This window comes from Microcoleus sp. PH2017_28_MFU_U_A (genome assembly GCF_020738035.1).
Lineage (GTDB): Bacteria > Cyanobacteriota > Cyanobacteriia > Cyanobacteriales > Microcoleaceae > Microcoleus.
Genome location: NZ_JAEQCX010000138.1, coordinates 1 through 25,894 on the forward strand (window position 1 = coordinate 1; position 25,894 = coordinate 25,894).

Genomic DNA, 25,894 nt, shown 5'->3' on the forward strand with positions numbered 1-25,894 from the left:
ACCTTTATTTAAAAAAAAGTTAACTCTTAGGTATGTAGTTGCGCTTCAGCGCTCTTTATAAGATTAGGAAAGAGCGCTTAAGCGCAACAACGTACCTTTGTTGCCCAACTTCCTCTACTTCTGAGTCTTAATAATATCCTCCAACTTTTTACCAGCAGGAAGTTCAGTAAAAACCCGATCGCCCGCCTTAGCACCCTCTAAAATCTGAATCTTGTTACCAATAGTCGATCCCACCGTCACAGGCTTAAACTTCGGCTGCTGTTTCTCATCGGGAACCAGCACACCGGTTTGACCTTTATTGGTCACAATCGCCACAGTCGGAACAACCAAAGCATTGCTCAGTTTTTGACCGACAAATCTCAAATCTACATTCATCCCCGACTGCAAGAAATCCTTGCCAGTGTCAATGGCGACGCGCACTTGAAACAGCGTCACATCCCGTTCTTTCACAGCTTCGGGCGCAATTAATTTAACCTTGCCTTTAAACACTTTATCTGGATAAGCATCAGCCACAATTTCCACAACTTGACCCGGTTTAATTTGACTGATATCTGCCTCCGGGACTTTCGCCAAAACTTCCACATCTCTAGCGAGAGCGACAATAGATGTCGAAGTTGCCGAAGTAGCTTCCGATGCCGAAGTTGCCGGGGTTACAAAAGCTCCTTGAATCGCGTATCTTTGAGTAATAACTCCTGCAAAAGGAGCGCGAACTTTTGTATCTTCTAACTGCACTTCTTGAAAGCGGACTTGAGCCTGAGCTTCGGCTAAATCAGCTTTAGCCGAAGCTATTTCTTCCGGGCGAGCGCCGTTTTCTTGGACAGCTAATTGGCTTCTGGCTTCAGCAACTGCTGCTTCGGCTTTGGCGATTTCTTCTGGACGGTTGCCGTTTTCTGTTTGTGCTAATTTACTTCTAGCTTCAGCAACTTCTGCCTCGGCTTTGGTAATTTCTTCCGATCGCGTGCCGTTTTGCAACTGCTTCAATGCTTGCTGCTCGACTTCCACAGCAGCTTGGAGTTGCTGAATTTGCGACTCCCGACTTTCTTGCAGTTGTTGCAAGCGTTTTTGGGCTTCTGTTACCTTAGCTTTGGCAGTGCGATTTTCCTTAATCAGTTCATCCAGTTTATCTTGAGCAAGAGCACCTTCTTGGACTAACGGGCGGTTGCGTTCCACCCGCTGAGCTGCTAGTTCGGCTTGAGCTTTACTCGATTCAATTTGCGTTTGTGCTTGGGCAATTTCTTGTTTGACACTGCCAGTTTGAGCGTCTGCTAAACGGGCTTGAGCTTGGGCTAAACGAGCTCGCCCTTGGCTGACTTCTTCGACGCGGCTGCCGGCTTTGAGTTGCTGTAAGCGGGCTTGAGTTTGCTCCAAGCGAGCTCTGGCTCCTGCAACTTCTTCGACGCGGCTGCCGGCTTGGAGTTGCGCCAGACTAGCCTGGGCTTGCTCTAAACGCGCGCGGGCGCTGGCGATGTCTTCCGATCGATTTCCGGCTTCAATTTTGGCAAGTTTAGCTCTAATGCTGGCTTCGCGGGCCTTGGCTTGAGCCAGTTGAGCTTCCACATCGCGGCTTTCCATGCGGGCCACAATTTGTCCTGCTTCGACGCGATCGCCCTGTTCGACAAATAACTCTGCGATCCGACCGGAGCCTTTGGGGCTGAGATTCACGCGCTGTACGGGTTGTACCGTCCCGCTAGACGTGATCCGCACCGTCAGGTTTTGCGCTTCCACCGGCACTGTCATCGCTGCGATCGCATCTACTTTCGGCTGCGATCGACTTTTTGATATATATATGGTAGTCGGTACAGCTAGCAACCCGGCTGCAACCAAACCGATCGCCCACCGCGGCATCTTCCGCGCGGTTTTCTTCGGGGATTGCTTTTGGGCGGTTTTTTTATCTGCAATTTTAGTCTCTGGGGCCTTGGTGTCTACAATTTGAGTATCTTCCACCTTGACCTGAGCAGCTTCCTTTTTGGGGCTAACGATCATACCGACTCACCTAATTAAATCTCAGGATTACCTTAAAGGTAAAATTTTTTCTGATGCGCGGCATCGTCTTTCAGACTCATCCGATCGGGTGATTTAAAAAAAGTTCCCCAACCAGCACCTGTAAACAATTATAGCTAATCTTTGCAACTTATTAAATAATGTTAAGTTTTTTCAGTCTCAAGAGGCGAGCTCAAACTTCGATCGCACTCAACTGACTTTCTGCGGAGGCGGGATCTGCCGCGTGGGCGATCGGCTTCCAGTAAGTCGTGGGTTGTCTTGTAGGGCGATCGCACAGTGCGCGCCCGGTAACTACACAGTATGAAGACGCTGACATCTCATAAACCCGTTTGTCGATCGTACAGTGTCCAAGTCCTGAATATCTATGTGCCCTGTGCCCGCAACAGGTTAAAATATTTTGCAAATCCGTTGAAAATGGAAAAGCTTCAACATGAATCGTCCTCAAAGCGTTACAGTTCTGGCAATCTTACAGTTAATTAGTGGCATCTTCAGTCTGCTTGACGGCTTGTTCATCTTACTATTTGCAGGCGTTTTGGGCGGTCTCGGCGCGGTTGGATTCGGCGCAAAAGTTGGCACTGTCATCGGCGGCTTCATTGCAATTTTTTCGGCGATCGCGATAATTATCGGAATTATTTCCCTAGTCTTAGCATGGGGTTTGTTTCAACTAAAAAAATGGGCTTGGACTGGAACATTAATTATCCATGTCATCGCCGTCGTCACCCAAATTGCCAAAATGTTGGGTAGCGCAGGTGCAGCAGTCAATTTTCTATCTCTGGGTTTTGCGATCGCTAGCATTTACTACCTACTACAGCCGGATGTTAAACAAGCATTTGCTGTAGAACTTCCCTTCTAATTAACGATACTGAATTCTCGGGTCAAAAAAAGCATAGGAAATATCAACCGCCAGATTGATCAGTACAAAAGTCACAGCAACAAAGATTACTCCTCCTTGCACAATTGGGTAATCCCGCGTCAGAATCCCGCTATAAATCCAAGAACCAATTCCCGGCCACGAGAAAATCGTTTCAGTCAAAATCGCGCCGCCCAAAAGCGTGCCGAACTGCAAACCTATAGTTGTGACGATCGGCAAAAACGCATTTTTCAAAGCGTGTCTAAAAACCACCCAAAATTCCGGCAAACCCTTAGCCCGCGCCGTGCGGATGTAATCTTGCGCCAGCACTTCCAGCATTGCAGCACGAGTAATTCGAGCGATAATCGCCAAGGGGATTGTTCCTAAAGTTAAGGCTGGGAGGATTAAATGGGCGATCGCATCCCGCAAAGCCACCAAATCCCACCTCAGCAAAGCATCCAAAACATAAATACCCGTAATTGGCTTAAAACCAAACCCCAAATCTACACTAATTCGCCCGCTAGGAGGCAGCCATTTCAGATAAACAGCAAACAAATAAATCAACATCAATCCCAACCAATAGACTGGTAAAGATACGCCAATCAAAGAACCGCTCATCGTCAGATTGTCCAGCCAGCTATTTTTCCGAACAGCCGCCAAAATTCCCGCCGGAATTCCGATTATAAGTGCCACCAACATCGCCGCCACCGACAGTTCCAAAGTAGCAGGCCAGCGACTTCTGATTTCATCAACAATCGGAATACCGCTAATAATACTATGTCCTAAATCGAATCGAATCAAACTACTTAAAAAAGCCAAATATTGCCAAGGTAAAGGCTGATTCAAGCCCAATCTAGCCTTCAATATTTCCACCTGTTCGGGAGTTCCCCGTTCTCCCAAAAGCACAGTCGCCGGATCTCCCGGTATCAGGTGCAAAAAAGCAAATACCAGCAGCGTGATTCCGAACAGAACTGGTAATATTCCCAGCAAACGTTTAACAATATATTTAGCCATTTTTATAAGTAGTAATTCGCAACTGATGATATCGTGTTTTGCGAAATTTTTCTCTGCCTTATTTTCTTCAACCGGCGTCCGGCTTGTTTTGTTTGTGTAGACGCGGTTTCAACCGTACGTCTGAATCTATGCAGCATTTTTCAAGACTTACTCACATCCTCAAAAGACTCCGAACCCAAAGGACTCGGAATCCAACCTTTAATATTCTTGCGTTTCCCTAAAAGTGGCTGCGAATGTACGATCGGCAAACGCACCGCCTCCCCATGCAAAATCTCGCTAACTTCCGCATAAATTTTCCCTCTAGCTGCTTTATCCCCACTCGCCCTCCCCCGATCCAAAAGTTCCAAAACCTTCGGATTTTTCCAATTTCCCAAATCCGCCGTCGAACCAGGCCCGAAGTGAGGATAATAAAAATTGTCAGGATCGCCATAATCCCCAGTCCAACCCATCATAAAAGCTTGAAAGCCCGGAGGTTTTAGCCGATCGGCCAAATAAGCAGACCAATCCTTTGTCAGCAACTTTACCCGAATCCCGATCGCGCTTAAATCCGCAGCAAAAGCCTCAGCGATCGGCTTCGGCGTGGGAAAATAGGGACGGCTGACGGGCATATACCACAAATCCAAATCAAAACCGTTGGGATAACCGGCCTTCGCCAGCATTGCTTTAGCTTGCTGCGGGTTAAATTCGTAATCTTTAACTTTGTCAGACTCCGCCCAATTCAGCGAAGGCGGGATAAATTGCGAATCATATTTGCCAAGTTCTCCCCAGAAAGCCTTGACTATGGCTTGCTTGTTGATTGTTTGGGCGATCGCCCGTCTTACCTCCGGTTTCGCCAAAGGTGCGTAACCCGGATTTAAGGCTAAATAACCGACATTAAAAGAAGGCCGCAAAACAGTTTCCAAATTAGTATCCGCCTGCACCTCTTTCAATTGATCCGGCGTTAAATCCACAGTAAAATCTAGTTGACCAGCCCTCAATTGAGCGAGTCTCGCCGCCGGATCGTCCACAAAACGAAGTACCAACTGATTGACTTTCGGCGTTCCCGCTTTCCAATAATTCGGATTTTTCTCTAAAATAATGCGATCGCCCGAGATCCATTCCTTAAACACAAAAGGCCCCGTACCCACCGCCAGCGACCCCGGAGTGCCGTATTTAGCACCCGCTTTCTTCACCGCCGCCGGACTCGCAATCCCAAAATAACCCGACCCAATCGCCGAAGGAAAAGCCGCAAAAGGTCGATTTAACACAAACCTAATCGCAGACTTATCAACAACCGTCACATCCTTGACCAGCGAATCTTTATCACCCTTAAACCCAGCAAAAAAGTTCTTCCAAATCTGATAAGTTTTGCCCGAATCTCGATACCCGTGAGGATTTTTCGCATCCCACCAGCGATCGACATTAAACTTAACAGCATCCGCGTCAAAATCCGTGCCGTCGTGAAACTTCACCCCGGATCGCAACTTAAAAGTCCAAGTTTTGCCATCTGTAGAACTCGACCATTCAGTAGCGAGACTCGGTGCGAGTTCTACGGTTCCGGGTTTAAAATCAGTCAAGCGATTGTAGATTTGGTCGATCGCAATCACCGAATTACCATCAGTAACATTTCCCGGTTCCAGATTCACCGGCGGCCCGCCAGCACCGTAGACTAAAGCCCCTGGTGGAACAGCCGCAGGAGTTGTCGCAGTTGGAGAATTATTGCTAATATTTGCAGGAGTGCCGCAATTTGAGACAATTACAGCCATCCCAAAAACTAGAGCTAATAAAACTAAACGCCAGGATTTTAACAACCTCATCTCAATAGCTCCTGTTTAATAAAAAATACTACTCATCTAAATAAAATTATAATTTCCTCTTTCTCTCTCCTCTGCGCCCTCTGCGTTCTCTGCGGTTAATTATATCTTTAAATTAAATTTAATTTACCAAACAAAATAGAACACACTATACCTCTTGCACTCCTAAGCTTTCCAATCAAGAAATGTATCTGCGTTAATCTGTGTTGATCTGCCTTGCATCTGCGGTTGATTTATCAATCAAATATTTATGCAATTGCTCGTCTACTGATTACCCATTACCAATTACCATTACCATTACAAGACAGACCTCATTCTCGATCGCACCACCGCCTACAACTCATAACTCTCTTCACCCATACTCCCCAATTCTGGGCTACCGAGAAACTCTTCATCCTCCAATTCCTCAATCCCCGAGTCAAAACTTTCAACAACAAACGGCAACCCCGCCGCCATCAAACCGCGCTGAATGCGATCGCTAGTTTCCTCAAACAAAACAAATAGCGGATGAACAGCCTCAGCCTCATCGCTAAAAATATGTCTGTAGCGGTAAGGCATCACCCACTCGTAAGTTTTATCCAACCAAACCTGACACTGCCGCCAGCGGCCCAACAAATCCGAAAAATCTTCACCAGGGCGGTGAATAAAAACCAAAATTTCCACCCCAATTTTAACTTTCCACTCTGGATCGCACATCAAAATCGCCAAATCGCAGGGCAAACAAGCCGCCTGTCCCGGAGAGATGCTAGTCCCCCCCCTACCCGCATAGGAAACCCCCTCCCGCAAGCGCACAATTGGCAAAGGAATGGTAATTAAGCTTTCGTTAGCGCGGCGGATACTCGGAATCATCTCCATGTACAGCCGATATTTTTTCAGCAGGGCGATCGCTGCCGAAAATTCGCTGTACTGTGCTAGTAAAGCCTCGTAATGTGATTGTTTTACAGACATTTTAAATCAATTAATTAGTCATTAGTTATTAGTCATTAGTCATTGGTCATTAGTCATTAGTCATTAGTCATTGGTCATTAGTCATTGGTCATTAGTCATTGGTCATTAGTCATTGGTCATTAGTCATTGGTCAATTGTCGTTGGTTATTGGCAATTTGTAATTGGCAATTTGTAATTGGTAATTGGCAATTGGTTATTCATTACTTGGCAACAATTGGTCATTGGTTATTCAAAGATTAGCCAAGGCCATATCACTGACTGAACATTATTAACAACTCAAACAAAGCTAATGACAACTCTTAAATAACAAATAACAACTGTCAACTGCCAACTGACAAGAGTCAACTGTCAACGGACAACTGACAACTGTCAACTGACAACTAACAACTGTCAACTGTCAACTGTCAACTGTCAATTGTCTACAGCTTCTGAAACACTGAGAACATCGGCAGATACATCGACAGCAAAATCGAACCTACGATACCACCGACCACAACAATCATCAGAGGTTCTAGCATACTGGTAAGTCCCTTGACTGCTTCTTCGACTTCGGTTTCGTAAAAAGCGCCAACTTTCATCAGCATCTTGTCAAGTTCCCCAGTCTCCTCGCCAATTGCCATCATTTGAATTGCCAAGGAGGGAAAAACAGCTTGTTCTTGCAAAGCAATACTGATCATGCCACCGCTTTGAATTTCCTGCCTTGCATATTCGATCGCATTTGAGATCGCCTGATTTCCCGCCACATCTCGCACAATTTCCAAAGAGCTAAGAATCGGCACACCCGATCGCGTCAGCGAGCCAAAGATGACGCAAAACCTCGCCACCGCCGATTTTTCAATCAAATCTCCAAAAATTGGCAACTTCATCGCAATTCTATCGATTTGGAGGTGACCTACTGGAGTTTTGTAGTACATATCAAAGGCAAATTTTAGCGCTATAATTACCCCAATAACTGTCAGTTGTTGGATCGGAGGCCAAGCCGTACAAAATGCGCTAATCCCCAACATAAACACCGTAAAAGCAGGCAAGTCTGCACCAATATCCTTAAAGATTTTTGCGAAAGTTGGTAGCAAAAAAATCGTCATTGCGAAAAAAATCACAATCGCGATGAAAAACACAGTCTTCGGATAAGACATCGCAGATTTAATTTCAGCCTCCGTCTTGTGATTTTTTTCCATCATCACCGCCAGACGGTCGAGGGTTTCATCTAGCACACCGCCGACCTCTCCCGCCGCCACCATACTGATAAACAGTTGGTCAAAAACATCAGGAAACTTAGCCATCGCCTCTGCCAAGTTTATCCCCTCTTGCACGTCAGCATTCATGCTCCTGAGTGCTCGTTTCAACTTAGCATTAGAGCACTGTTCGTGCAGCACGGAAAGGCATCTCACGATCGCCACCCCGGCATTAAACATAGCCGCAAACTGACGAGCAAAAATCGCCATATCCTTAACAGTAAGACTGCTAAGGCTATACTCAAATTGCTCCTGAATCCTACTGAGATCGAAGCCTGTTTTTGGTTTTGGATTAATAACATTTGTAGCCATAGATTGCCTCTGGAAAATTATTAAAAGTCATTAGTCATTGGCAATCAGTCATTAGTCATTAGTGATTGGTCATTTCTGCGGACTGCTGACCAATAACTGATTGCTTCGCCCCAAAACAGGTACAAGTCCCCAACACTCATGAGAGTCGATCCCCCAATTTTAGATCGTAATTCAAGCTCCCAGATTCACTGCGCTGCAATTAAATCTAAAATCTAAAATCTAAAATCTAAAATGGACTGACTGACTCAATTAATGAGCCCCTACCTTGCCTGTACCAACAGGTGCCGGGCCGATCAAGCGTTCGAGTTCGTCAGCCTTAGAAGCCTTGGCCATTGCCGATTCCCAAGTGATTTTACCGCCCTTGTAAAGTTCAGCGAGGGCCATTTCCATCGTCCTCATGCCCAATTTTGCCCCCATTTGGATTTGGGAGTAAATCATAGGAGTTTTGCCCTCCCGGATCAAGTTAGCCATAGCTGGAGTATTCACCATGATTTCCATAGCGCAGCAGCGGCCGCCCCCAACTTTCACAACCAAATTTTGGCTGCAAATTCCGACTAAAGAGTTAGACACTTGGGCGCGAACCTGGGGTTGTTGAATGGGCGGGAATACGTCCAAAATCCGATCGATCGTAGCAGCAGCCGAATTAGTGTGCAGCGTTCCCATCACCATGTGACCCGTTTCTGCCGCCGAAATTGCCAGACCGATCGTTTCCAAGTCCCGCATTTCTCCCACCAGAATCACATCAGGATCTTCCCGCAGGGCTGCTTTCAGCGCATTAGCAAAGCTCTTAGTATCTTCCCCCTTTTGACGCTGGTGAAACAAACTCTTGACATTCGGAAACACATATTCGATCGGGTCTTCAACCGTCAAAATGTGTTCCGCCCGCGTCCGGTTGACCAGATCCAACAAAGCCGCCATCGTCGTTGTTTTCCCAGAACCCGTTTGTCCCGTCACCAACAGCATACCCCTGGGTCTTTCCGTCAGATCCCGTAAAATCTGCGGCACGCCCAAAGCATCTGCGTTAGGAATCTTAGAAGCCAGAGCCCGCATACAAGCAGCCCAAGCACCCCGTTCCCGGTACACATTCACCCGGAACCGAGCCAATCCCTTCACCCCGTAAGCGCAGTCGAGTTCCCACTCCATTTCCAACTGCTTGCGCTGCATATTGTTGAGCATTTGGAAGATCAGAATCTGCACTTCCTCAGCAGACAGAATGTCGCCGTATTGCGACTGAGGAGTTAGTTTCCCGCTGACGCGGAAGAAGATAGGCGCGCCTGCTTGGATGTGTATGTCCGAACCCCCTTGCTCTACCAGGGACTCCAATACGTCTTCAATCATCAGACCCATAGATACCTCTTCTCAATCTAGTTGATAGTTATTGACCAATTTAGCTCAGATACAGTTGACAGTTGACAGTTGACAGTTGACAGTTGTTTTTCTACTGACTAATCACTAATGACTAATGACGGATGACGGATGACTAATGACTAATGACGAATGACGGATGACGGATGAATCAATCCAAAAAGCGCGGCGTCAAGCAGTACGGACAATCCAGCATCTCCGGCTTCAATTCCGCCCGACAAGTTTTGCAGGTAAGTCCCTGCTTGCGTTTGGCTTTCAGTTCCGCCTCCAACCCGGAGTCAGTAAAGGTCACCCGCTCGACTTCCTCAAAGGTAGTCGCCCCTTCCCGCACCAACTGCAAGCTGTAAGCCAACAACGTTTTCATCCCTTCTTCTACCGCTGCTTCCTTAAGTTGCTCTGTGGGAGCCCCTTGAGTGATCAGAGTTTGCAGCCGCTCAGTATTTTTCAGGAACTCGTAAACGCCTACCCGTCCTTTGTAGCCTAGGCCGCTGCACTTCCGACAAAGTTGATCGCGTTCTGCGAGTCCTTTCCTTTCCTCCACTGGTATGGTGTTGGCTTTGTTAATAGTCAGATCGATTTCTTGAGAAGCCGACAGACCGTAGCGACCGAGTTCGGCCGCAGTAGGCTGGTAAGGAATGCAGCATTTGTCGCAAACGCGCCGCATCAGACGCTGAGCCAACACGCCCAACAGAGCGGCTGAAACCATGAACGGTTCTACGCCCATTTCGTCCAAACGCGCGATCGCCCCAGCCGCGTCATTAGTGTGCAGCGTAGTCAGCACTAAGTGTCCCGTCAAAGCAGCTTCGAGAGCAGTTTTTGCCGTTTCCCTGTCCCGCGTTTCCCCCACCAAAATCACGTCAGGATCTTGCCGCAAAAACGCCCGCAGCAGGTTGGAAAAAGTCAAGTCTTTTTCCCGAATTACTTGACATTGGGTAATTCCTGGCAAAGCATATTCGATCGGGTCTTCCGCCGTACTGATATTAACCCCCGGATCGTTGCGTTCCGCCAGAATCGAGTACAGAGAAGTTGACTTACCCGAACCCGTAGGCCCCGTCACCAAAATCAGTCCGAACGGACGGCTAGCAGTCTCTCGCACCAAAGCCAGAGTTTCTTGATCCGAGATCAACAAACCCAAACCCAACTGAGTGCTGGAACTGTCCAAAATCCGCAGCACGATTTTTTCGCCGTACCGGGAAGGCAAGCTATTTACCCGGAAATCTACCGTGCGTCCCTCAAACACCCGGCGGATACGACCATCTTGAGCTTGTCGGCGTTCGGCAATGTCCAAGTTGGCAATAATCTTGAAACGAGCCGTAATCGATTGCACTACCTGTTTCGGAAACCGGAAATACTCTTGCAGCACCCCATCTTTCCGCATCCGTATCCGCATAAACTCTTCTTGAGGTTCTACGTGGATGTCCGACACCTTTTCCGACAAAGCTTTAGCCAAAATGATATTGACAGCCTTAATTACCGGAGCAGCCTCAGCATCGTCTATGGTGTTAGCTAGGTCTTCTTGGTCAGCACTCTCCTCTTCTAATGAGAGTTCGCCAAAATCTCCCTCCCCTAACTCCAGCTTTCTCTGCTTATCGGCTTCTGCTATTTTGGCGGCTACCTTAACTTGGTCGTCTTGATATGCCGAAGTGATGTCCTGGTAGTCGTCTGGCGTAATCACCCGTCGCTGCAAAGCCAAGCCGTGAGGCTGTAAAATCCGCCGCAAATCTTCTATGGCGTTGAGGTTGTCGGGATCTACCATTGCCACTAAAACAGCCTGAGGCTCGGTTTCAGTCTTCGCTACTGGTAAAAAGCGACCTTGGTGACAAATGTCGATCGAAATTTTCAACCCATCGAGCATAATTCCGAGTTGCTCGTTCGACATTTCGCTCATCTCCGGGTCATACGCTTCAACCCCGTAGACAATCTTCCGTTCAAACATCTGCTGCTTCTTGTAAAGCCGCAGCAATTCAGGAGGTAACGGCTGCCCGGTAAGTGCTTCTAATACCTCCGTCAACCGCTTACCCGACTTCCGGCTTTCAAGTTGAGCTTGTTTCACTTGGTCGCCGTTGACGTAACCCGACTGAATCATCTTGTTGAGAGCCGGAGGCAAAACGCTGATAGCAACTATCGATGTGCGAGGAGACCCCTGGGATGTGTTAGTCATAAAAAACACTCATTCTTGTGGGAAACTCAGTCACAGAAAGTGCTGAGAGGAAAACCAACGCGGGGTTAAAACCCCCGTATCTTTTGCTTGTGGATGAGCTATCATATTTGTGCTCTATCCCTATATGTCAAGTGTAAGCTCGTAGTCTCCTCTCATTTTCGTCCACAAATTGATGAGACGTTGGAGGGATTGGTCGATGCTTGCAATCAAATTTTGTTTGTTGAGTGCTAAGTTGCTTACTGACCCGATCGACCTGCGAGATACTCTCGTTATAGCCTCATGGCACATCACTTGGGGATTGATCCTGAGGTCTGTCGCCTTTCCACGATCATTGTATATTCGCAAATTGTTTGGTCAAATTACAGCGCCCGTGGTAGCGCGGTTCTCTGTACTACCTTAAAGATCGGCTGTGCGAGCTTTGATGATGATAGCTTTGACGAAAGCCATCGATCGGTCTAGTGAGATATATTTTGATTAATTATCTGCGATCGGGTTGCGGGCGATCGCCCGATCGCAGATTTCGATCGCCCAGATTTTGAGCAGATCTAGTTTTTTCCCTGCCAATATTCATCTAATTCTCTCTGGTGTCCTAACCTTTGTGAGGAAAGGTTGACAGTTCATCAATTTTGCCTATTGGCAAATTAGAGATCAATCGTATCTACCGAGTGGCCGGTACCCAATACCAGCTAATGTTTCTCATTTTACTCCCCAATAATCGAGGACACCTCCCTATTTTTAAACGCACTCAATTGTAAAATACAAGCCTCTATCTGCGAATAAAACAGCCATATAAATTAACTTTAATTAACTGTATTTTGCCGCAAATATTGAAGTATCAGCCATCAACAGCTCAATTATTTTCAGGAAATCTAACTGCTTAATATCCTTCTAAACTTGCTATCAATGCGAGGGTGTTATTCCCAAATTGCGATACAAGAAACCTTGTGTTAGCTCCAATGACGGTCTTACTAGAACTAGAGATCGAGATGTCATTTCCATAAAATATTGCAAGCTTTGAGAGATTCCTGCACAGAGACCGGAGCTTTCCTATGAATCAGATAGTGCCATACACAGTAAATTATAGTTCTGTACATTTACCGTGTTAAGTGTATCTGCTAGAATTGATAGGGTTCTGTCGCGCAGCTTTTATGATTGACGAGGAAAAACAGCAAGATCTAGATCCTAACTCAACTGGGGAAACCCCAGAGGGTTCACCAATGGCAAGCGAAACTCCGCCGGCACCAGCAAACTCTAACGAAGCAGCCGATTGGGAACTCGAACTTGCTCAAGCTTATCAAAGCGCCGAGGGCGATCGCAAGGGAGCAAACGCATCCGGAGATCCTGTCACCGGCAATTCCACCAACAGCCCGACAGCAGACGCGGCTGAATCATGGAAGAGGGAACTCGCTTCGATAAGAGATGAAAAAGAGGCTTTAAAAACTCAGTTGCAAGCCACATCAGCTCAACTAGAAGACCTAAAAAATCAAAATCTCCGCCTAGCAGCAGATTTTGAAAACTTCCGCAGGCGCACCCAAAAGGAAAAAGAAGAGTTAGATTTACAGGCAAGGTGTCTCACGATCAAGCCCCTGTTGCCGGTAATCGACAATTTCGAGCGCGCTCGATCGCACATTAAGCCGCAAAACGACGGCGAAATGAACATTCACAAAAGCTACCAAAGCGTTTACAAGCAAATGGTAGATGGTCTCAAGCAAATTGGGGTTTCTCCGATGCGCCCTGAAGGCGAACAGTTTGACCCCAACCTCCACGAAGCTCTCCTCAGCGAGCCCACAGACGAACACGAGGAAGGAACAATCATCCAAGAACTAGAACGCGGCTACATTCTGGGCGATCGTGTCTTGCGCCACGCCAAAGTGAAAGTTGCAGCGCCTGGGATATCTGTGGTAGCCTCAGATGAAAATCCCGATAGTTCGGAAAGTTAATCGGACAAAAGCTACTGCATTCCTCGCCCTGCACGGACCCCCGAAGAGAATTCGGGGGCACGAAGGTGGCAAACTCACCAACTTCTTAATTCAGGACTAAAAGCAGGTCAGCGCTTTCTCAACAAATTCTGAACAATGTTTTAATGAGTCTGCGATCTTGCATTAAAATATCAAGTTTGTTTCCTACAAATCCAGTCAGTGATGCTTGTTAAAACAAGCTTAGTCGTTTTTTATACCCCAACTTGTAGTTGGAAGTTTCCAAACATCCCACAAAGTTTTATGAGGCGCTATGGGAAAAATTATTGGAATTGACTTAGGCACGACCAACAGTTGCGTAGCTGTATTGGAGGGCGGTAAACCCGTCGTGATCGCCAATTCCGAGGGCGGCCGCACAACTCCGAGCATCGTAGGATTTGGCAAGGCGGGCGATCGCTTAGTCGGTCAACTAGCCAAGCGGCAAGCTGTAACTAATGCTGTAAATACTGTTTACAGCATCAAACGATTTATCGGGCGCAGGTGGGACGACACGGAAGAAGAACGATCCCGCACTCCCTATACCTGCATCAAAGGCAAAGACGACACCGTTAACGTCCAAATTCGGAACAAAGTTCACACCCCCCAAGAAATCTCGGCAATGGTACTCCAAAAGCTCAAGCAAGATGCTGAAGCTTATTTGGGACAAACTGTTACCCAAGCCGTGATTACTGTGCCGGCATACTTTACAGACGCCCAGCGCCAAGCGACTAAAGACGCCGGTACGATCGCGGGTTTAGAAGTCCTGCGGATCGTCAACGAACCGACGGCGGCCGCCCTTTCCTACGGGCTCGACAAGCAAAATATCGAACAGAAAATCTTGGTCTTTGACCTCGGCGGCGGTACTTTCGACGTTTCGATCCTGCAATTGGGAGACGGAATTTTTGAAGTCAACGCCACCGCAGGTAACAACCATCTCGGAGGAGATGACTTTGATAACTGCATAGTTCAGTGGCTGGTAGAAGTTTTCCGAACTCAAGAAGGTAGCGACCTCTCAACAGACAAAATGGCATTGCAGCGCCTCCGAGAAGCTGCGGAAAAGGCGAAAATTGAACTCTCTCTCTCGCAATCCACATCCATTAATTTGCCGTTCATCTCCTCTGATGCTAAAGGGCCGAAGCATTTGGAAATGGATCTCTCGAAGGCTCAGTTTGAAAAACTGGTGGGTCATTTGGTGCAGGCGACGATCGATCCGGTGACTCAAGCCCTCAAAGACGCAAGTCTTACCCCGAAAGATATAGACAGGATTATTTTAGTCGGAGGCTCAACCCGAATTCCGGCAGTTCAAGAGGCAATTAGTAAGTATTTTGGGGGCGCGTCTCCCGATAAATCGGTGAATCCCGACGAAGCTGTAGCCGTAGGTGCGGCAATTCAAGCCGGGGTGTTGGGCGGTGAAGTCAAAGATTTGCTGTTGCTAGACGTGACGCCGCTTTCCCTGGGACTCGAAACTTTGGGCGGTGTGTTTACCAAAGTAATCGATCGCAATACAACCATCCCCACCAGTCGATCGCAAATGTACAGCACGGCTGCTGACGGACAAACCTCCGTAGAAATTCACGTCCTCCAAGGCGAGCGCGCATTGGTAAAAGACAACAAAAGTCTCGGCAAATTCCTGCTCAAAGGCATTCCCGCAGCCCCCCGCGGCGTACCTCAAATCGAAGTTACCTTTGAAATCGATGCCAACGGCATTCTCAAAGTTGCCGCTGAAGACAAGGGAACCGGCAAAGAACAAAGCATCCAAATTTCCAATACAGGAGGCTTGAGCGAAACCGAAGTCGAGCGGATGCGGCAAGAAGCCGAACTTTACGCCGACGAGGACATCAAGCGCGCTCAAGTAGTCGAACTCAAAAATCAAGCCGACACCCTGGTCTATAATTGTGGTGTCACTTTGAAAACCAACGCGCAATTGCTCAGCGACGACCTCAAAGTCGCAGCCGAATCAGCAGCAACAGCTTTGAAGGCCGCGATGGCTAACCCCGACATCAATGTTGAGGAACTCACCGAGCAAATCGAAGCTTTCAAGCAACTGCTATACTCCCTCGGGACAGCAGTCTACGAGCAAGCCCGCAGCGGGGTAGCCCACTCCTCGCCAGAGGTTGAAAGCGAGATGATGTCAGAACTAGAAGAGGTTGCAGCTACCGACGACAGCCTTTTCCTGACAGAAGAGCTGCTGGTGGCGCCCCAAGCTCCGGCACAAGCTCCGCCACAACCGGAACCCAAACCGGAACCCAAACCGGAACGACAGTCCAAGCGACAGCCGGAACCACAACCGGAACCCAAACCGGAACGACAGTCCAAGCGACAGCCGGAACCACAACCGGAACCCAAACCGAAGGTTCCCGAACCTGAAGTTGATGAGATGAATCCTTTCCTTTAGAACTGAAAAGCTAAAAATTAAAAATTAACAATTAACAATGAGAATTTTTAATTTTTAATTGGTAATTTCAGGAAAGGTCGCCCGTTTATTTTTCGTACACTTTTTGTTATTTACCTCCAGGCAAGCAGCTTTATGGCCGGTGATTACTATGAAATATTAGGCGTTTCTCGCAGTGCAGACAAAGAGGAAATTAAGCGTGCTTACCGCCGCCTAGCTCGCAAGTACCATCCAGATGTCAACAAAGAATCTGGAGCTGAGGAGCGGTTTAAAGAAATTAACCGTGCCTACGAGGTACTATCGGAACCGGAAACCCGCGCCCGTTTCGATCGCTTTGGCGAACAAGGTGTCAGTGGTGCAGGCGCGCCTGGGTTCCAAGACTTCGGCGACAGCTTTGCTGACATCTTTGAAAGCTTCTTTCAGGGTTTTCAAGGAGGGGCGGGCGCCCAACAGCAAGGTCGCAGACGCAGTGGCCCCGTGCGCGGAGATGATTTGCGCCTCGACTTGCGGCTAGAGTTTCGCGAAGCTGTGTTTGGTGGGGAAAAAGAACTCCGCATCAAGCACCTAGAAACCTGCGAAACTTGTACCGGAACTGGCGCCAAGCCGGGAACCAGACCTCAAACCTGTTCGACTTGTACCGGCAGCGGTCAAGTCCGACGCGCTACCCGCACGCCTTTCGGCAGCTTTACTCAAGTTTCTGTTTGCCCCACCTGCAACGGCACCGGGCAAGTAATTGAGGACAAGTGCGAAACTTGTGGCGGCCGCGGTCAGAAAGAAGTGATGAAAAAGCTGAAAATCACTATTCCAGCCGGGGTAGATAACGGTACTCGTTTGCGCGTTTCCAATGAAGGGGATGCTGGCAAGTTGGGCGGGCCGCCGGGGGATCTTTACGTGTTTTTGGCTGTGAATGAAGACCCGTTATTTAAGCGGGACGGCATTAACGTTAATTCGGAAGTGAAGATTAGTTATTTGCAAGCAATTTTGGGCTGCCGATTGGAAGTGGAAACTGTAGATGGGCCGACGGAATTGTTGATTCCTACGGGAACTCAGGCGAATACTGTTCTGACTCTGGAGAAAAAAGGAGTGCCTAAGTTGGGCAATCCAGTCAGTCGCGGCGACCATTTGATTGCGGTGTCTATTGATATTCCGACTAAGGTGACGGCTGAGGAACGGGAGTTGCTGATGCAGCTTGCTAAGCTGAAGGGCGATCGTACTGGTAAAGGCGGCTTGGAAGGATTTCTGGGCAATTTGTTTCAGAAATAAGCAATTTTTTGACACCCATGGGTGTCAAATTTTCCTGTTTGATGATTCCGTGGCAATTTTTTAAATTCTCTATCAAAAAAATGAGACCAATTGGTCTCATTTTGCCCAGGTAGAATAATTGTTCGGCAATTTGTTTAATTCTCTGTCAAAAAAGTCAGCGCAATTGCGCTCATTTTGTACAGGTAGAATAATTGTTGGGCAATTTGTGGGAATAGTCCTCAAAAAAATGACACCAATTGGTGTCAAAAATCGGTCGTAGAATAATTGTTGGGCAATTTGTGCAAAAATCGGTCGTAGAATAATTGTTGGGCAATTTGTGGGAATAGTCCTCAAAAAAATGACACCAATTGGTGTCAAAAATCGGCGGTAGAATAATTATTCGTCAATTTGTTCACGATAAAATAAGGCTTTCAAGAATTGAGATGGGAAATTTGAGAATCTAAAACGCATTATGAATTCAACATCCACAATTGAAAATCCCAAATCCCCAGATGCCAAAATCGATCTGCGGGGGACTCCGTGTCCTCTGAATTTTGTCCGCACTAAATTGCGCTTGGAACAAATGCCACCTGGTGCTGTTTTGGAAGTGTGGCTGGATGCTGGGGAGCCGATCGAACAAGTGCCTGATAGTCTGAAAATGGAAGGCTATCAAATTCTCGAAACGCAATTTATGGCGGATGAGTCGGAGTCTGGCTTTTTTGCCATGAAAGTGCAGCGCCCAGAACTCCAGGAAGCCGGATGAGCCTGAATTTGTCCTCTCTCGTCGGTACAGTCGTGGCTGTTCAGGCTAACTTCTACCGAGTCAGGCTAGATCCAGCAGCCGGGATTCACGAGAATATAGCCCTGGCGGATGCTCCCACTCTCCTGTGCACTCGCCGCACTCGACTCAAAAAAATTGGTCAACAGGTGATGGTGGGCGATCGCGTGGTGGTAGACGAACCGGACTGGACTGACCGCCGGGGTGCAATTTCAGAAGTCTTCCCCCGCCGCACAGAACTCAACCGCCCGCCTGTCGCTAATGCCGATCGCATTCTCCTCGTTTTTGCCCTCGCCGAACCCGATTTAGACCCCGCCTCATTAACTCGGTTTTTAGTCAAGGCAGAATCTACAGGTTTAGAGGTGAGTTTGTGCCTGAACAAATGCGATTTGGTGAGGGCCGAGGAGTTGGAACAGTGGCGCGATCGGCTTTCACGTTGGGGCTACGAACCAATGTTTATTAGCGTTCGCAGCGGTTTAGGAGTGCAGGAAGTTGCCACAAATTTTCAAAATAAAGTTTATGTCGAAAAAGTAACTTCCCAGAATTTATCGGACAAAATAGATGGTTCTCTGTTGCCTTCTGAGGAGAACCCCCTACTAGCAAATTCGGCTCATCCGTTAGCTCCGTTAAATTCCGTACAAAATCCCTTGCCGAACTTTCTCCACAGCCACACCCAAGACAAAATAACGATAATTTGTGGGCCTTCTGGCGTCGGCAAGTCCAGCTTGATCAACCAACTGATTCCGGCGCAGAACCTGCGAGTGAGCGCTGTTTCAGGCAAACTCGGCCGCGGGCGCCACACAACTCGCCACGTCGAACTATTTGAACTCCCCGACGGCGGATTGCTGGCTGATACTCCGGGCTTTAATCAGCCGGCTCTCGAATCCGATCCGTCGGAGTTAGCTGAATATTTCCCAGAAGCTCGTCAGAGGCTGGCTTTGGGTAGCTGCCAGTTTAGCGACTGTTCGCACCGCGATGAGCCTAACTGTGTGGTGCGGGGAGATTGGGAGCGTTACCAGTATTACTTGAATTTTATGGAAGAGGCGATCGTCCGCCAGCAAGCTCTGCAAAACTCCAGCAGCGCCGAATCCAGTTTGAAGCAGCAAACCAAGTCCGACGGTACACAGCAGTATGAACCGAAACTGCAAACTAAAAAATATCGTCGCTCTTCCCGCCGCCTGCAACACCAGTCGCTGCAAGATATGTGTCAAGAAGATTTAGAGGAATTCTGAGGAAGTAGTCGCCGCCGATCGCCCGCGAGGAGTCTGACAATATTACCAAGACTTACTCAGCAACGGGATTTGATCGAGTAAGATACTTCTTTGCCACCCGAGGCCTTGGACTGCAAGACCCGGTTTCTTTAGTGGCGAGTGCGTAAGTCCTGAGTACATTAATCGCTAAAATTAAATGGCCTTAGATTTGTAAAAAAAAGTAGAACAGAAGCAAAAGTTAGCGGGTAATGCAGGAGCAAAAATATTGTGAATATTCAAGAACTGTTTCAAAAAGGCGGCCCCGCCATGTGGCCCCTGTTGGTGTTATCGATTCTATCTGTAAGTACAATTATCGAGCGCTTGTGGTTCTGGGCAAGCCTCTTGAGCAAAGAGAAGCAGATAGTTAACCGGATTCTCGACGCGGCGCGGAGCGATTGGGGGGCGGCTAACGAGATTGCCAGACAAGCCAACCGACAGCCGATCGGGCGATTTCTTTCTGCACCCCTGCGCCTGTACAATCCCGAACCAGATTTATTTCGACTCGCCCTCGAAGCAGCCGCCGATGAAGAGTTGGCTTCGATGCGCCGCGGGGACAAAATCTTAGAAGCGACGATCGCTCTCGCCCCTTTGCTGGGCTTGCTGGGAACAGTTTTGGGCTTGATTAACTCCCTCAGTTCCATCCGTCTGGGCGACATCGGTACGGCGGCAACCACTGGCGTGACTTTGGGGATTAGCGAGGCGCTGATCACGACTGCGAGTGGGATGGTAGTAGCAATTTTTACCTTGGCGTTTTATCGGATATTTCAAGCTTTTTTGTTCAACCAAGCCAAAATATTTCGCAAAGCTGGAAATGAAATGGAATTGCTCTACAGACAATATTGGCCGACTGCTAATGCTAAAGGTCGATCGCCCGGTACAGATCACAACAATTCTTCCTTTGGTTCTGATGGTTTGAACAGGCGTTCTCTCAATTCTCAAGAATCATCGGGAGAACGTCTCAGGGAGCCGAAATTGAAAGGTTCCGATCCGGCTGAAGATTCACCTTCTAATAATTAGAACAAAGAACAACTGATGAAGATTCACTTAGATACTCCTGCTGAAGAGGCTCGGATTGAACTGGTGCCTTTAATTGACGTGATCTTTTGCATTCTGACGTTTTTTTTGGTGGCGGCTTTGCAACTGACTCGCCAGCAAGCGATTAATGTCGATTTGCCGAAGGCGAAGACTGGACAAACGCAGATGCGAGAGATGCTGATTGTCAGCATTGACGATTTCGGGCAAACTTATATCGACCAATTGCCTGTTAATTACCAGCAGCTCGATCGAGTTTTAAAGAGTTTCCACAGCACAAATCCTGCCGGCTTGACGGTGTTGTACGCTCCTCAAAATGCTAAATACGCCAAAGTTGTGGAGGTTTTAGACAAATTGCGAGAGGTAGGGGGCGATCGAGTAGCTCTAGCAACTCTTCCTAGTTCGGCTCCCTCTGCCCAGCCGAATAATCCGTCGCTTCCCAATTCGGGGATTCCTGCGGCACCTTCGGGCAATTACCCTCAACCCCTGCCGTCTCCCGTAGCTCCTGGGCAACAGCAGCTCAATCCGAATCGGTTTCAATCTCCTCTTCCGGCTCCGGGGCAGCAGCAGTTCAATCCCAATCAGTTTCAATCTCCTCTTCCAGCACCGGGACAGCAGCCGAGCAACTCTGGGGGAAATCTGGGAATTCCTCCCGTTTCGCCCGCACCCATTGCCCCCAATTCCAGGCCCGGAGCTGCTACTCCACCGCCGAATGTCCCTCCCTCAAATTAGTAAGAACGCTTCCAAGTTTGGAAGCAGTGTGCGGGATTTAACAGATGTAGCCGATTTAACGAATACAAGGAAGAAGGTAAGGGAGAAGAGACAAATATAAATTCTCCTACTCTCCCCATCTCTCCTCACCCGATCTCCTGACAGGTGTAGGTTTTCCCCTGGCAAAACCCAGCAAATCTAGACAGTGCAAAAGTTTTGGGCTTTTGCCTCTTAAAATCTCAAACTCTTATGGGATAAGGCTTTTACCAAAAAACCTACACCCGTCAGCACCCGCTCTCCCCCTCAGCCAGAGAGAATTTCCGCGCGAGTTGGTATAAATCGCTGCAATTATTTTGGTTCATACTGAGCCTTTTTTCTCTTGACAAGTAGATAGAGTGGTATAAGTCTGCGGAAGGAACTTTTGCGGACATCTTGCCATCTCTATGGTTAAGTTATTTCTTAGGAAAGATGGTAATTTTGTCAAATTATTGTTACCTTTTGTAATATACTAAAGCGAGATAGGCTTGCGGGACATCCTGAAACCAAGAGCCGATCGCTGAAGCAGCTTACAGAAACAACTTACAAATCTGGTTAATCCAGGTTTCACTGTCAAGTCACTTTTACTTACTACAGGAGTCAAAGTCATGAGCCAACCAGCAGAATTGTCTTTGGAGCAGCAATTTAGCCTGTGTTCCTTCAAAACACAGGTAAGTGACATGAGCCGCGAGCAAGCTCAGGAGTTTTTGGTCAAGCTTTACGAGCAAATGATGTTGCGCGAAACCATGTACCGCCATTTTCTCAAACACCATTGGGGTCTAGAACCCAATCCAGGCGTTGAGTAGCCTAGAGTCGCAGTCGGCGACCTCCGTCTCTTACTCTCTTCCCTCAGGCGGAAAGGAGTTGGGGGTGATGGGGCGTCACTCAAAGGTATAAAGCAGAATATCCTCAGAGCTCGACACTGATATACGGATGAATTTATCAGGTTAGAGGCATTTGGTAGAAACAATTTTTACCGATTTATCGAGAACTGATTCTCGCGTCAGACAAACTCGCAGTTTATTATGTTTTGATTCTACAAAAATTTGGGATAGAATCTCGGTAATAGTGCGATCGACGATCGCACCACACAGCAACAATAATTTATCGATCCGCCTGTCAAAAATTATAAATTTTTCGACAATATCTATATTTTTTTATACAATAAATTAAAGCCACAAATAATTATGTAATTTCCAGAAAGGGAAATTGTTTGATATGGCGAGCTTAACACTTCACTACAGCTCTTAATATCCTGTAAAGTCAGATTTGCGGTGTCTACTTTTAGAGTAAGCGATTGTGGGAGCAGGATATCAATAGCGCCCGAATCGCTGCTAGCCCTCTCAAGTTGCAGCGGGTGGCTTTGAGGAAGAATTGAGCAAGTCGGACATCACAAGGCGATATCCGACCAGCTAAACTTTAATTTTCTACTCAAGTCCCATAACTGGCAACTTGTAACTCTACAAAGAGTTATTCCGACTGACGTTCCAGAGTTGCCTCCATTGTACTCGTCAAGTAATGACCAGACATGATGCCACTAGATTGGTAGTAGCGATTTTCATCAACGCGGTGGAGGGTATCAAAACCCGTCCGCCGCTGGCGTTCATCTCCGAGTACCCAGTAACGTTGGACGATCGACTGGGGAGCAATCCAACCTTCGCCCTCGACTCGGCCGAGTTCGCTGTGTTGGAGTACAAAAGTATACTGCCGCTCATCGTTGTTGAGGTGTCCTCGGTACTGCAAAATAATCTCTTCGCGATCGCCTCCTGGAAACACGAGCTTCGTCACCATACTGAACCAATCTGTTCGGTTCCAGCTCACTAAAGTTTTGCCTTTTACCGTAATTGGCACGCCATTGCGCTCAATCCAACTTCCTTCGAGCGTCCATTGGCCAGATTCCATTAAAAACGTGTGAGCCACAGTGCTGTTCCTATGCTTTTCCTGCTGGCTACAATGCTGGTGCAACAACGCACAGCCGTTGTCCCTCAGACTCTATGCTATCATGCCCAACTGTGCCAACAAGAGTTAATTTCTCCTAACAGAACCGGCGCGCAAGCACCAGTAACTTGAGGCAGATTGCCGGGAATACCCCGAACCCGCCAGGCGGCTAAAACCGCGAAAGCGATCGCCTCTTTAAAATCTACACTCAAGCCTGCCTCAGAAGTAGTCAATACTTGCACTGGATGCAATTGTGCTTGCAATCGGCGTTTTAAGTAGAGATTGTGGCTGCCGCCCCCGCACAATAAAACTCGATCGGGCATCTGCGGCAAAAAAGTTTGGTAACTGTGAACGATCGAAGCAACAGTCAGTTCCGTCAAAGTAGCCAGCACATCAGCAGGACTGAGGTTGTAACCTTGAGCCTCGACCAAACAACGGTTAAAATAGTCTACACCAAATAACTCTCGCCCTGTAGATTTGGGCGGTGCTTGGATGAAAAAATCTTGCTCTAGCCAATTCTCTACTAAAGCTTGACAGGGAGTGCCACTTGCCGCCCAAGCTCCACCTTCGTCACAAGTTTTTGTTCCGTCACAGAAGTGCTGCACTGCCAAGTCTAACAGCGAATTTGCCGGCCCGGTATCCCAACCCAAGATACCCTCGCCCAGAGGAGAAACCCCAGACTTGTCAGCCAATTCCCGATCTTTCCTGGCAGGAAGATAAGTAAAATTGCCAATTCCGCCGAGATTTTGGATGCAGAGGTTGCGGTTGGGTTCGGCAAGCAGGCAGGCATCAACTATTGGGACTAAGGGTGCTCCTTGACCTCCTGCTGCAATGTCTGCCGATCGAAAATTGCTCACAGTCGTAATGCCTGTCAATTGCGCGATGAGCGAGCCCCGCCCGAGTTGCAAGCTGTAACCCATGTCTGAGCCGGGGCTAGGTGCAGCAGAAAAACTACTGTTTTCCATATTCCCTGGGGGTCGGTGGTAGACAGTTTGACCGTGAGAGCCGATTAATTCCGCTTTATCATATTCTGTTTGAATTGTCAAGGCTGCCTTAGCAAATTCTTGGGCGATCGCATCATCTAATTCGGCGAGTTCAGCCATGGACAACGCAGAACCGCTGCAAACTGAGAGAATTTGCGATCGCAAAGTAGCAGGATAAGGGAAAGTCTTGCCGGCAACCAACTGCACTTTTAAGTCTGCTTGGGAACCGAGCACATCCACTAAAGCAGCATCAATGCCATCCACCGACGTGCCACTCATCAAACCGATAACGCGAACCATTCGATTTTAGATTTTAGATTTTAGATTTTTTGATTCGGAGATTGGGAGATTTTTAGGTATGCGAGGGTGCGAGGATATTATTTGAGGTCGATCGTCACGATCACCACAGTAATATTGTCCCGTCCCCCTTTATCCTTAGCGGCTTCAATCAAAGCAGTTGCAGCGCCCTCGCAAGCGCGAATCGACTTCAGAGGCGAAGCAATCAAAGGATCGGAAAGTTCCTCAGTCAAGCCGTCGCTGCACAGCAACAAGCGATCCCCGGGCTTTACGTCCACCGGCAGAATATCTATCTCGTGCAAATCATCGCGGCCCAAACACTGGGACAAAACGTGACGCCAAGGATGACTGCGAGCCTGATCCGGAGTCAGGGCCTTTCTTTTGACAGCCTGAGCCACCCAAGTCTGGTCTTCAGTAATCTGATCCAAATGAGATCCGTGCAGCCGATACAAGCGAGAGTCCCCGATATTAGCGCACCAAGGTCTGCCCTCATCCCTAAAGATCAGAACCACAGCCGTAGTCCCCATATCAGCACGCTCGGGATGTTCGAGCTGATCGGTCAAAATTGCTTGATTGGCAATTAACAAAGCCTTGGACAACAACAGGGGAGAATCTTCAGGCCCTTCCCAATGTTCGAGCAAATAAGATTGAATCGCCCCAGTCGCAATCCGACTGGCTTCTTGACCTCCCGCGTGTCCTCCCATGCCGTCGGCCACTATGAAAAATCGCCCGTCAGGGTCTATGTGGTACGAATCCTGATTTACGGAACGAACCAGCCCTGTATCTGTCTTACCTGCGAAAGAGCGTTTCATAGATTGGTGCTTGGACTCATCGAACTTCAAAGCTTGATTTAATGGGTGCAATTTTTGATTACAAAACTTAAAATTCCGAACGGTACTGAAATTTCTGCCGATCGCTAGTCTTGGAAAAATTGCACTTCATTAGCCTTACATTGTAGATCGTCTGATGCTAATTCCGTCTGAAAATTTTCGTAAATCAAGCTGCATTCAGCAACACCTGGGCAAAAAAAGGGATTTCTAGCTTCAAAATAAGACATTTGGCTGGGGAGAAATCTATGCAGCAACCGGGGTTTTAGTGTCCCTAGCAAGTAATAGCTGTCAAGTTGAGAAACTTGTTGTCAGCCTGCGAAAACTTAACAGTGAACTACCCCGCCCTACTTCCTACGCGCCCTGAGCGCTTCGGTCGTTGAGGGCGGAGCTTCCAACTTCGACGGGTAGTGCCTTAGAAACGGATGACTTACGCCTTCGGGACTTTGGACTTACCTTCCCGACCTTGGCAGTAGCGCTAGTTCCTAACGCTAAAATACGGAGTCCTTCATCTCGAATATTGACCGCTGCGTTGACATCCCGGTCATGCTTTGTTTCACAGCTTTGACACTGCCATGACCGCACATTCAACGGCAAATTACCAACTCGATTGAGACAGACTGAGCAAGTCTTTGAGGATGGGAAAAAACGGTCTACTTCGACGTAGCACTTCCCCTGCTTCGTAAAACTTACCCAAACTTAACTAAAGCCATCTTTAGCTACAATGAAAGAGTTCACTTCCTGCGCTATTGAGTGGTCGGCCATCCCAAGGTA

Annotated in this window: 20 protein-coding genes and 1 pseudogene; 9 read left to right on the forward strand and 12 right to left on the reverse strand. The window is 47.9% G+C overall.

Going from position 1 to position 25,894, the window contains the following annotated elements; genetic code table 11:
* Positions 1 to 114 precede the first annotated feature (114 nt).
* Together JGK14_RS29520 and JGK14_RS29525 are read right to left on the reverse strand one after the other, a co-directional pair.
* On the reverse strand, positions 115 to 1,983 hold the full coding sequence (locus tag JGK14_RS29520; RefSeq protein ID WP_293233582.1) for an efflux RND transporter periplasmic adaptor subunit: 1,869 nt from the start codon (positions 1,981 to 1,983) through the stop codon (positions 115 to 117).
* Positions 1,984 to 2,173: 190 nt separating this feature from the next.
* The gene (locus tag JGK14_RS29525; protein ID WP_293177108.1) at positions 2,174 to 2,317 is read right to left on the reverse strand and encodes a hypothetical protein; all 144 of its coding nucleotides are present in this window, start codon (positions 2,315 to 2,317) and stop codon (positions 2,174 to 2,176) included.
* Between the two features lie 114 nt (positions 2,318 to 2,431).
* On the opposite strand from JGK14_RS29525, the gene JGK14_RS29530 reads away from it, so the two are divergent.
* A complete protein-coding gene (locus JGK14_RS29530) occupies positions 2,432 to 2,854 on the forward strand; it encodes a hypothetical protein (protein WP_325315821.1) in 423 nt (140 codons plus the stop codon).
* On the opposite strand, the gene JGK14_RS29535 is transcribed toward JGK14_RS29530, so the two are convergent.
* From JGK14_RS29535 to JGK14_RS29560, 6 genes are all read right to left on the reverse strand, one after another.
* Positions 2,855 to 3,865 carry an ABC transporter permease gene (locus JGK14_RS29535; RefSeq protein WP_325315822.1) on the reverse strand — a complete coding sequence of 337 codons (1,011 nt, stop codon included), beginning with the start codon at positions 3,863 to 3,865 and terminating at the stop codon, positions 2,855 to 2,857.
* A gap of 140 nt (positions 3,866 to 4,005) precedes the next feature.
* On the reverse strand, positions 4,006 to 5,661 hold the full coding sequence (locus JGK14_RS29540) for an ABC transporter substrate-binding protein (protein WP_325315823.1): 1,656 nt from the start codon (positions 5,659 to 5,661) through the stop codon (positions 4,006 to 4,008).
* 330 nt (positions 5,662 to 5,991) lie between these two features.
* Complete coding sequence (locus JGK14_RS29545; RefSeq protein WP_293190566.1) at positions 5,992 to 6,606, reverse strand: hypothetical protein; 615 nt, start codon at positions 6,604 to 6,606, stop codon at positions 5,992 to 5,994.
* A gap of 419 nt (positions 6,607 to 7,025) precedes the next feature.
* The gene (locus tag JGK14_RS29550) at positions 7,026 to 8,153 is read right to left on the reverse strand and encodes a type II secretion system F family protein (protein ID WP_293177098.1); all 1,128 of its coding nucleotides are present in this window, start codon (positions 8,151 to 8,153) and stop codon (positions 7,026 to 7,028) included.
* A gap of 249 nt (positions 8,154 to 8,402) precedes the next feature.
* Positions 8,403 to 9,500 carry a type IV pilus twitching motility protein PilT gene (locus JGK14_RS29555; protein ID WP_293177096.1) on the reverse strand — a complete coding sequence of 366 codons (1,098 nt, stop codon included), beginning with the start codon at positions 9,498 to 9,500 and terminating at the stop codon, positions 8,403 to 8,405.
* A 169-nt stretch (positions 9,501 to 9,669) separates the two neighbouring features.
* On the reverse strand, positions 9,670 to 11,679 hold the full coding sequence (locus JGK14_RS29560; RefSeq protein ID WP_293177094.1) for a GspE/PulE family protein: 2,010 nt from the start codon (positions 11,677 to 11,679) through the stop codon (positions 9,670 to 9,672).
* Between the two features lie 1,148 nt (positions 11,680 to 12,827).
* On the opposite strand from JGK14_RS29560, the gene grpE reads away from it, so the two are divergent.
* From grpE to JGK14_RS29600, 8 genes are all read left to right on the forward strand, one after another.
* The gene (grpE, locus tag JGK14_RS29565) at positions 12,828 to 13,619 is read left to right on the forward strand and encodes a nucleotide exchange factor GrpE (protein WP_293177092.1); all 792 of its coding nucleotides are present in this window, start codon (positions 12,828 to 12,830) and stop codon (positions 13,617 to 13,619) included.
* A 289-nt stretch (positions 13,620 to 13,908) separates the two neighbouring features.
* Positions 13,909 to 16,029 (forward strand): molecular chaperone DnaK, encoded by a 2,121-nt coding sequence (dnaK, locus tag JGK14_RS29570; RefSeq protein ID WP_325315824.1) that lies wholly within the window; start codon positions 13,909 to 13,911, stop codon positions 16,027 to 16,029.
* Positions 16,030 to 16,161: 132 nt separating this feature from the next.
* Complete coding sequence (gene dnaJ, locus JGK14_RS29575; protein ID WP_293177088.1) at positions 16,162 to 17,289, forward strand: molecular chaperone DnaJ; 1,128 nt, start codon at positions 16,162 to 16,164, stop codon at positions 17,287 to 17,289.
* A gap of 451 nt (positions 17,290 to 17,740) precedes the next feature.
* Complete coding sequence (locus JGK14_RS29580; protein WP_293177084.1) at positions 17,741 to 18,031, forward strand: sulfurtransferase TusA family protein; 291 nt, start codon at positions 17,741 to 17,743, stop codon at positions 18,029 to 18,031.
* Positions 18,028 to 19,278, forward strand: coding sequence for a ribosome small subunit-dependent GTPase A (rsgA, locus tag JGK14_RS29585; protein WP_293313064.1), 1,251 nt, complete (start codon positions 18,028 to 18,030; stop codon positions 19,276 to 19,278). The genes JGK14_RS29580 and rsgA overlap by 4 nt, the downstream gene beginning before the upstream one ends.
* Positions 19,279 to 19,524: 246 nt before the next feature.
* Positions 19,525 to 20,313 carry a MotA/TolQ/ExbB proton channel family protein gene (locus JGK14_RS29590; RefSeq protein WP_293177080.1) on the forward strand — a complete coding sequence of 263 codons (789 nt, stop codon included), beginning with the start codon at positions 19,525 to 19,527 and terminating at the stop codon, positions 20,311 to 20,313.
* A 15-nt stretch (positions 20,314 to 20,328) separates the two neighbouring features.
* Entirely contained in the window at positions 20,329 to 21,060 is a 732-nt protein-coding gene (locus tag JGK14_RS29595; protein ID WP_293177078.1) for an ExbD/TolR family protein, read from the forward strand.
* A 623-nt stretch (positions 21,061 to 21,683) separates the two neighbouring features.
* Entirely contained in the window at positions 21,684 to 21,881 is a 198-nt protein-coding gene (locus JGK14_RS29600) for an NblA/ycf18 family protein (RefSeq protein WP_006635253.1), read from the forward strand.
* 664 nt (positions 21,882 to 22,545) lie between these two features.
* Here JGK14_RS29600 and JGK14_RS29605 read toward each other — a convergent pair.
* From JGK14_RS29605 to JGK14_RS29620, 4 genes and pseudogenes are all read right to left on the reverse strand, one after another.
* Positions 22,546 to 22,995, reverse strand: a complete 450-nt coding sequence (locus tag JGK14_RS29605; RefSeq protein WP_293177066.1) for a hypothetical protein — start codon at positions 22,993 to 22,995, stop codon at positions 22,546 to 22,548.
* 80 nt (positions 22,996 to 23,075) lie between these two features.
* Positions 23,076 to 24,296, reverse strand: a complete 1,221-nt coding sequence (locus JGK14_RS29610; protein ID WP_325315825.1) for an anhydro-N-acetylmuramic acid kinase — start codon at positions 24,294 to 24,296, stop codon at positions 23,076 to 23,078.
* 77 nt (positions 24,297 to 24,373) lie between these two features.
* Positions 24,374 to 25,105 (reverse strand): PP2C family protein-serine/threonine phosphatase, encoded by a 732-nt coding sequence (locus JGK14_RS29615; protein WP_293177062.1) that lies wholly within the window; start codon positions 25,103 to 25,105, stop codon positions 24,374 to 24,376.
* A 369-nt stretch (positions 25,106 to 25,474) separates the two neighbouring features.
* A pseudogene (locus JGK14_RS29620) lies at positions 25,475 to 25,789 on the reverse strand (zinc ribbon domain-containing protein); the annotation flags it as partial.
* Positions 25,790 to 25,894: the final 105 nt, after the last annotated feature.